This is a genomic window from Aquabacterium humicola (assembly GCF_030167915.1).
Classification (GTDB): Bacteria; Pseudomonadota; Gammaproteobacteria; order Burkholderiales; family Burkholderiaceae_C; genus Pseudaquabacterium; species Pseudaquabacterium humicola.
The window spans coordinates 20,133-28,306 of sequence record NZ_JARGNB010000015.1 but is presented as its reverse complement, the minus strand read 5'-3'; the positions used below and the strand labels follow the sequence as shown (position 1 = coordinate 28,306).

6 protein-coding genes are annotated in these 8,174 nt (G+C 58.7%); 3 read left to right on the top strand and 3 right to left on the bottom strand.

Features of this window, described 5'->3' with window-relative positions; all coding sequences use genetic code 11:
• Positions 1–374: 374 nt before the first annotated feature.
• From P1K89_RS32240 to P1K89_RS32220, 3 genes are all read left to right on the top strand, one after another.
• Positions 375–683 (top strand): hypothetical protein, encoded by a 309-nt coding sequence (locus P1K89_RS32240; protein ID WP_284620642.1) that lies wholly within the window; start codon positions 375–377, stop codon positions 681–683.
• Between the two features lie 39 nt (positions 684–722).
• Entirely contained in the window at positions 723–1,100 is a 378-nt protein-coding gene (locus P1K89_RS32235) for an HNH endonuclease (RefSeq protein ID WP_284620641.1), read from the top strand.
• A gap of 1,416 nt (positions 1,101–2,516) precedes the next feature.
• The gene (locus P1K89_RS32220; RefSeq protein ID WP_284620643.1) at positions 2,517–4,835 is read left to right on the top strand and encodes a hypothetical protein; all 2,319 of its coding nucleotides are present in this window, start codon (positions 2,517–2,519) and stop codon (positions 4,833–4,835) included.
• A 590-nt stretch (positions 4,836–5,425) separates the two neighbouring features.
• Here P1K89_RS32220 and P1K89_RS32215 read toward each other — a convergent pair.
• From P1K89_RS32215 to P1K89_RS32205, 3 genes are read right to left on the bottom strand one after another with little or no spacing between them, the layout of a single operon-like run.
• Positions 5,426–6,022 (bottom strand): AAA family ATPase, encoded by a 597-nt coding sequence (locus P1K89_RS32215; RefSeq protein ID WP_284620640.1) that lies wholly within the window; start codon positions 6,020–6,022, stop codon positions 5,426–5,428.
• Positions 6,006–6,659 (bottom strand): DUF7002 family protein, encoded by a 654-nt coding sequence (locus tag P1K89_RS32210; protein ID WP_284620639.1) that lies wholly within the window; start codon positions 6,657–6,659, stop codon positions 6,006–6,008. The genes P1K89_RS32215 and P1K89_RS32210 overlap by 17 nt, the downstream gene beginning before the upstream one ends.
• A complete protein-coding gene (locus tag P1K89_RS32205; RefSeq protein WP_284620638.1) occupies positions 6,641–8,170 on the bottom strand; it encodes an adenylosuccinate synthetase in 1,530 nt (509 codons plus the stop codon). Before P1K89_RS32205 ends, P1K89_RS32210 begins: the two co-directional genes overlap by 19 nt.
• Between the last annotated feature and the right edge of the window lie 4 nt (positions 8,171–8,174).

The following is an 8,174-nucleotide window of genomic DNA, read 5'->3' as shown; positions in this document are numbered from 1 at the left end:
TGGTCGACTACAACGAATGCCGGCCCCATGAGTCCCTGGGCAACGTGCCACCGGTGGTGTTCCGGCCCAGGGTGTTCAACGCGGAAGTCTCTACTTCTGAACTGTCTACTTGACGGGGGAGCTTACGGGTCGAGCAGGCGGGGATTGACGTCGCCGACTGGGCTGTGGATCGAAATGGTCGCGTCCTCGAGAACCCAAACGAGAACGTCTACAAGAGCTTCAAGTGGTCATTCGGTGGTTCCGGGCAGCCCATCGCTCTATGCATCTGGCACGAGGAGATCGAATGGCATAGCGATCCACCAGTATGCGTCGGCAACACGAAAGCGCAGCAGGAGGAACTCAACGCGCTTGGGAGTGGGACAGTCGAGCCAAGTGTGAAGAGCCGCCTCGGCATCAAGGTTCGACGCACCCGCGACTTCCAGCTAGCGCTCCAGGAAGCGCATCGAAAGCGCATAGCGACACGCGTCATTCTGCTGGACGGCAAGCGGACCGCAATCGGCGATGCCGCCGACGACTCTTCGCAGGTCAAGTTTCGTGAACTAGATCCGTTACCTTGGTATGTCCACATTGCCGATCCGCACACAGGTGAATACCTGCTTGTGCGGGGTATTGAGGCGCCGCCCGTGTCGATGCCGGACCCGTTCGCCGGCATCGAAGACCCTGGCCTTAGCGCAGCGTTCTAGGACTTCGTAGAGGATCTGAGCGAGACCGAACGCGATGCCATGATCAAGACGCGTGTAGGTCAGGGGCCCTTCCGCGACGCACTCATCAAGCGATGGGGCGGTTGTTCAGTGACATCATGCGGGGCGCATGACCTCCTGATCGCTAGTCACATCAAGCCGTGGAGCAAGTGCACGACGCCTGCTGAACGTCTCGGTGCGGCCAACGGCTTACTGCTAACGCCCAACCTTGACAGGCTCTTCGATCGCGGGCTTATCACGTTCGACGATCGGTTCCGGGTTCGCATCAGTCCGAGACTTAGGCCCGGCGATGCGCTACACCTGAACGTACATCAGAACCTTCGGCTGACGTCGAAGGCGGACAAGGACATGCTGCCGTTCCTTGAGTACCACTGGCAACACGTATTCAAGGCGACGTGAAGCGAGAGCACTTCGGCCGTCGACAGAGCCTGCCAACGACCGGTGCGGGTTTAGTCGACGTTGGTGCGGCTCGCTCGACTGACTGCACCTCGCTGCAAAGCGGCCGCAAACGTCTTCGGTCGTCATGTCGGTCGAATAGTCGAGTAGAGGAATACCCCATCAACAAGCGTGATGAGAATCAATCCTCCGGCAAAAGGCTGTTCCGCGTCGGACCTCGGCCAGAAGCGGCCGTTCGCGGATACTTACTTACGATCCAGTGCGTCGGGCATGCCCCCGCCGCCCTTGCCCCTGACGTGGTCCGTCTTCCAAAGCGCGTGCGCGCGAGCCAGTTGCTCACGAAACTGCAGGAACGAGACTTTGCGGCAGCATCAAGACTCGGTCCTTGCCACCCTTCCCTTGATGGTCTGTTTGTGGCGTCAAGCTCTGTGCGAGATTCCCCAGAAGGGCCAGACGGCTTAGGATGGCCGCTCGGTCGACGAGGTTTGCCTTCACCTCTGAAGGCTATCCACACATGTTGGCCGGTTTGGGGGGTGTGTGAAGCGATTCGCTCGTACTGTGGTGGCAGGTATTGGTCGATTGGCGCGAAAGGGAATGTCCCTTTTCCAGTGGCCTAGGTCACCGCTCTTACGTCGTATCGGATTTTTCCAACAACAAGCCTACAAAACTGCATATCGACCCAGTGAAGTGCTCGTTCTCGAAGCAATTGAAGTCGCGAAGCGGATGCAGCGGCAAGACGAAATCGCACGAGATCAGTGGCGAGCCTATTGTTACAGACTAGTCGTTCACCGACTCAACCAGCACATCGCGGCGCTGGAGCACAGTCGGAGCACCGAGTCGCGAGTACAAGGTGACCCAAGCACGCTAGAGATGTTAGTGCAGGCGCTTGCCTGTTGCCGCATAGTCAGCCGCCCCAGTTCAGGAGCGACTTGCGAAGAATTGGGCACAGCAATGGCAGAGGCCTTTCGAGGCTTTCACAACTATACATCCATTTTACCCGCCCAAGTCCAGGAAGAAGTCGATCGATTTCTCGAGGCCTCGCATAGGCGCTTTGTCATTTTGGGGGAGGGGTGGCCTGAGCAAGCTGGTGGAAAGGTAACCGAAGTACAGAACGAAAGCGTGCACGCTAACGCTTTCATGGGATTAGCACTATCGGGCGGTGGCATCAGGAGTGCGAGCTTTTCCTTAGGAGTAATCCAGTCCCTAGCCCGTACGGGAGTCTTGCCCATTTTCCACTTCGTGTCGTCTGTCTCAGGTGGAGGTTACGCCGCCAGTTGGCTGGCAGCTTGGTCGTTCCGTCACGAGAAAGGCATGCACGGCGTTGAGGACGAGATATTCACCCGACAAGGGACTGAACCAGGGCCTATCCGTTGGATTAGACGGCATAGCTCCTATTTGGCACCAAGAATCGGATCATTCATGTCGAGCGATGTGTGGGCTCTACTTGTAGCGTACGGCTCCAACTGGCTTCCGATTCTGCTGCTGGTCTCATTTGCGGCAATGGTGTTAGTCATATTCCCACATACGCTTGTCTCCATACACTTGGCTATTTCTAAAGCGAGTATCGATGAGTCGCTGCAGGTTCGGTCTCTATGGGCCGCGACATTGTTTCTCGCTCTATTTGCCGGACTAGTTCGAAGGCTGACGATGTTCTATAGATCGCCACTGCCTAACGCAAGGTATCCGTTTGAAATTCCGCCAACAGTCTTTTGGGGGTCCCTGACCGTCTCATTAGCGTTCACCTTTGCGGTCTCCGTATTTTACGAATCACTGACCAGCTTTGATATTTTCGCCATTGCACATCTCGTCGAACCGACGTGGCGGAGCGCCGTTATCGCGCTACAGTTTTCCGGCTTTTTAACCGTAGTCTCACTTGCGGTAGCGTACCTTCTCAGCACGCGCGGCGCCCAGTGGCTGCTGTCGCTCGCGGTTGGTCAAGCCGGAGACCTATTTAGATGCCCCGCGCCAATCGTCGCAGTCGTGGCCGCTGCAGCGCTCTCCACTCTAGTCACCACAGCGACTATCGTATGGATTATTGATCCCACGCTGAAGCAAGCTGCTAACCGGCAATTCGAGCCAATTGTAGCTTTTGGACCCCTCACAGTACTCGCTACGATGGCTACGTCAGAGCTCATCGGGTCCCTGCTAACCCACCCATACCAACGGGACATGGACCGCGCGTTTTCTGCGCGTGTGGGAGGCTGGATGCTGGCAGCCGCGATTGGTTGGTGCCTTGTAAGCTCGATCTCCTTATATGGCTATCAACTCCGCCAAGCCGGCGGGATGGTACTGTCTTCGATAGTGGTGGCAGTGACTGCCGCGCTAGGCATTGTGTGGTGGCTGCTCGGCGTTATACCTTCCCTACTATTTGGCGCGGGCCTATTGTTCCTTTGGGCCATGAGCCTCATAGTCTTCCCTGTGCTCTCTGCGGCGCCGAGCGAAGGTCATGCGGCATACATGCTGTTCGCGTTGGGTGTAACCGCGATTCTCACGCTGATGTTGGCTCGCTTGGTGAACGTTAATAGATTTTCGCTACATTCCCTTTACAAAGAGGGCCTCGTTCGAACCTTTCTTGGTGCTTCAAGGCTGGCGAAGATGAATCCCAGGGTCTCTCCGCCGCCCAGCGACTCAGTTTCGGCCGAAGATTCCGTTGGCCTAGCATCGCAGTTCATTTCTCGACGGGCTCATCCCGTCACTGACACCGACGATGATGACGATCCGGGGATGATGTGGCTCACTTGTCGTCCCGGTCGGGAGATTCCAATCTTTCTGTTCAACGCCGCGGTGAATGGCAGGAGTCATACCGATCACGAGGGGCGAGTTCCGCGGCAATGGCCATTCACGTTTAGCCCGTACTATTCGGGCAGCCCAGTAAGCGGAATCGGGTACGCAGAGACTCGTCACTTTTCTCGGATGGAATCCGCGAAAGGCATCACGTTAGGTACCGCGATGGCGGTCTCTGGGGCCGCGATGTCACCTACTGCGGGCCGTTCGACTCATCCGATAAAAGCCTTCATTCTTGGCGTATTGAACGCGCGGCTGGGACTTTGGATCGGCAATCCGATGTATCCGGACGCGGTGCACAGCGGCAAGCCTCCTCTAGCCGGCTTTACTGTCCTTCGCGAGATGCTGGGGCTACGGTCCAAATTTTCCCGATGGATTCATTTGAGCGATGGCGGTCATTTCGAAAACCTCGGTCTGTACGAACTCGTTAGGCGCGGTTGTCGCAGAATAATTCTAGTCGATGCGACGTGCGACCCACAGGGGGATTTTTCCGATCTTGCAAATGCCATTCGTCGGGTCAGTATTGATCTTGGCATTACTATCAAGCGGGGTAAGACATGGTCGGCTTTCCAAGACGATGCACTTGCGCGAAACGGTAAGGAATCCACCCATGGGGGATGGACGTGGCTGGATATTGACTATGGAGAAGGCCTGCCTCGCGGCAGGATTCTCTACTTGAAACCCTCGACCAGAAACACCGCGCGGCTGGAGGTCGACGTCAGAAACTATTGGCTAGGTTCCGAATCATTTCCGCACGAAACTACGGCGGATCAGTTTTTCAGCGAAGAGCAGATGGAGGCATACCGAGCTCTTGGCGAAGAGACATGCGCGGAGGCGCTCAAGCGTGTCTTGGTGAAGCCGACGGAACTCGGCCAAGAAGCACAGTACGACCAAGATCCCCGGCTTACAGGCGTGATCCAGCGTGCAATTCTCGCAAAGTATGCGGACAAGTAGAGTCGACCCCACGATTAGAGGCTTGACACCGCTGGGCGTAAAGGCCATCCTGTCGTCGAAGCGTGAGGTGGAGCATGCCGGGCAGGGCCATAACCGATCGTGTAAATGAAATGGGCCTCCACGATATGGAACGCCTGTCAGGGTACGCTTTGTCAGTTGTAGCTTCCGTACCAGGCCTGCTCAGTCGATCGCTCCAAGCCTTGAGGGATCAGACCGCCGCATCTGGAACTCATGAGAATTCCGATGACTGGCTGATCCAAGCTCTCCCCAGAGGGGTTCTTGAGGATATCCAAACCGCAACCTCTGCGGTGCCCTGGGAGTTTATAGTTTCCCAGTTCCAGGACCAACTGGAACAAGTTGCCGCCTTCGCGCAGACCGATGGGGGAATCCTTCGAGATAATCTCGGCGCGGTCGAGCGACTCATACAAAGTGGGCGAGTTGATCTATTCTGCCGCTAGTTGCTCTGGTTCGCTCCAAGCAAGTGGAGCTCGAAACAAACACGCGCGTGCTCATGCCACGACTCGCGGTGCGAGAGTCGACAGTGGAGCTGCGCTGTTAGCAATGCTCGCGTTCTGCGAGGCAAGTGCAGCCTAATCGCGCGCGGCGATGGTGCGGAAGATGCGGTCAGCCAGCTCTTGCGCGCTCTGTCGGTCGGTCTGCAAGACAAGGTCAGCATAGCCGACCAGCGCGCGCGCGCATCGCTCGTTGTCGTGCATGATCGCTTGCTCGTAGGGTGTTGGGTCACCGAGGGACGCGGCACGCGCGTCATAGCGCGTTTTCAACGTCTTCTCGTCAGCAGCGAGGTGCACGTGGAGGACCGCCTTGCCGTAGGTGGCCCGGAAGTGAGTTACCTGGCGCACTTTGCGGACCGCGTCGAACAACCAGCGCGTCTGCTGCGGCGCGGCGCGCAGCGCCGGCTCCGCCACGACTTCGACCACCCACCGATAGTCGGTTTCCTGGTCGAGCTGATCACCCAGCACTTGCAGATCTCCCCGCGACTCCAAGTTGTTCCTGTTTGCTGACAGCTCGCGCAGGTAGGCACTCGAGCGGATACTGGCGAAGCCGTGTTCCTGGCTCAAGACATCGCGGACACTCGTCTTTCCGACGCCGATGGGGCCGCTGAGCAGGACGACGGCAAGTTCCCGAGTCATCTCCACCTCCGGGTGCGCGTCAGCGCGGAATGTCATGCAGGACCTCTGCACCCTTCATCCGTCGGACCTGCACGACGTACTTGCTGATGTCCGGAACCGCGTAGTCCACGACCACCTCGACCACTTCCTTGGCCGGCGCGCCACTGCGGGCCTTGGTGGGGTAGTCATGGATTCGCTTGAAGTCGCCCATGCCACGCGGATGGGGCATCGGCCAGGTGTTGCCGGAGTTCATTCGGCAGAGCCAGACCTTGTCGCGGTAGTCGTCCAGCAGCGCCGCCGCGTCAATGGTGAGCACGTCATGCTCCAGGTTGCGATAATGGCGCGCCCGCAGCAGGCCGAGCAGCCGCTCCTCTCGGGCCCACATGAAGACTCGACCGTTCAAGAACTTGTACCACTGAGCCGGGGTGGTCCCATCGACAAGGGCGCCGGCCAGACGGGATGGCGGCATCGGAATCTGGTCGCGCAGCACGATGCCATTTTCCGCGTCACCGACTCGAATCTTGGTAGGCCGATGTCCTTCTTCGAGGTCGTCTCGCTGCTTTCCTTGGACCTTGTAGCGGTCAAGCACCGCGCTGGTACTGAGCAGGCCGTTCTCCTTAATGGAAGGCCATGCATCTCGCTCTGCCATGTGGAAGAACGTCGGGTACCGCGCCGCTAGCTCTTTGACTTCCATCTTCTTCCTTGTTCGGGCCACATACGTCGGTCGATGATGTTGCGCTCGCTGAAGTCTGTCGAGATCATCGACACTGGCACGCCACTGACCTTTTCCATCTCCTCGATGAAGCGCAGGGTCTTGGCGGTGAGCTGCTCGTAGCGGAACGCCTTCCTGTTTTCGATGCTGAAGTAGTCGGCGAAGGTCAGTGCGATGTCCGTCGCACCGTTCAACAGCAACGACCTGCGAAGCTGTGCCCAGTCAAACTCGGCCACGCGCCGCGGGCGCCCGGACACTGAACCCACTTCCTTCTTCACGAGCGTGTCCGCGGGGATCCCCGAACGACGAGCCACTTCCTCGAACGAGATCTGCTGACTCATGTACCCGGAAGTGTTGCCATCCACCGAATCACCAACGCGGATCGGGTAGCTGCGACACACCATCATGACGCGACGTACATGACGTGCCGACAAGCCAGCCTCTGCCAGGCAGCCCGTCGCCGAAGTCGCTCTTGAGGTCACATGGGGATAAAAACCATGGTGCAGACTGAGGGTGGTGCCTTGGGTGCCCTCCAGGAGAATCTTCTTCTCGTTGGACAGGCAATGAGCGAAGAACTCCACTGTGTCACGCAGGTAAGCGCGTAGCTGCGGCATGTCGCCCGCCAAACGCACGTTCGTGTCTGGCCTGCGATAAAGAATCTTGCGAGCGGTGGCCGCACCGATGCCTTGTGCGGTCGAACCGATTGCGCCTGCCAAGTACTTGCGCTCCCACTCGACGTCGCTGGTCTCGATGATCATCGCCTGGGGGTCGATGATCAGCTTGTCGTACGACAGCGCAAGATCAGCGATCTCGCGCAGGAGCACCTCCAGGCCGATCACCGCGCCTGCCCCAATGACCAGCATGGCCTCCCGGTTGGCAAGCGCCCCAGAGGGCAGCTGGCGGAAGTTGAACGAACCTTTGTCGCCGCCAATGAAGACCTGATGCCCTGCGTTCGGACCGCCAACGCGCACCAGGACGTCGTACTCAGGCGCCAGGTAGTGCGCGATGTTGCCCTTGCCTTCGCTGCCGTACTGCCCCCCGATCAGAATGTCGACGTTGGGCGCCGCGATGACGGGGCGTGGTTGAAGGCGGGCGATCACCCGGGCGTAGACGTCGTCCGCGCTACACCTGTCGGTGTCGATCACGACATCCGCCAAGCGGCCGAGCTCGTCGACATGCCTCTCAGTCCAGTTCTTCGACAGCTCCTCGTAGCTCGAGAGCTCGCCCTTGCTGACCTGTGCCTTTGCGAAGTACCGGCGCTTGAGGGTGTCCTTGCTGGCTTCGAGATGGACGTGGACCACGCTCCAGCCGCTTTGGCGGAGCACCTGAACCTGCTGCGGGATGCGCACGGCATCCACGACGAGGAGATCAAACGTTTCGCCGTTTCTCAGTCGCTCATTGAGCGCGTCTGCCAACCATTTGCCGTCGGTCTCCTTGTCCAGCCGCTGCCCAGCAAGCTGAGCGGCACGCCTTCCCGTTGCCGCCTTGGGCACCCTC

What these genes read in the sequence shown, in the direction of transcription:
- P1K89_RS32210 (WP_284620639.1), bottom strand. Translation starts at nt 6,659, where the DNA reads ATGGAAGTCAAAGAGCTAGCGGCGCGGTACCCGACGTTCTTCCACATG.
- P1K89_RS32220 (WP_284620643.1), top strand. Translation starts at nt 2,517, where the DNA reads ATGTCGAGCGATGTGTGGGCTCTACTTGTAGCGTACGGCTCCAACTGG.
- P1K89_RS32235 (WP_284620641.1), top strand. Translation starts at nt 723, where the DNA reads ATGATCAAGACGCGTGTAGGTCAGGGGCCCTTCCGCGACGCACTCATC.
- P1K89_RS32215 (WP_284620640.1), bottom strand. Translation starts at nt 6,022, where the DNA reads ATGACATTCCGCGCTGACGCGCACCCGGAGGTGGAGATGACTCGGGAA.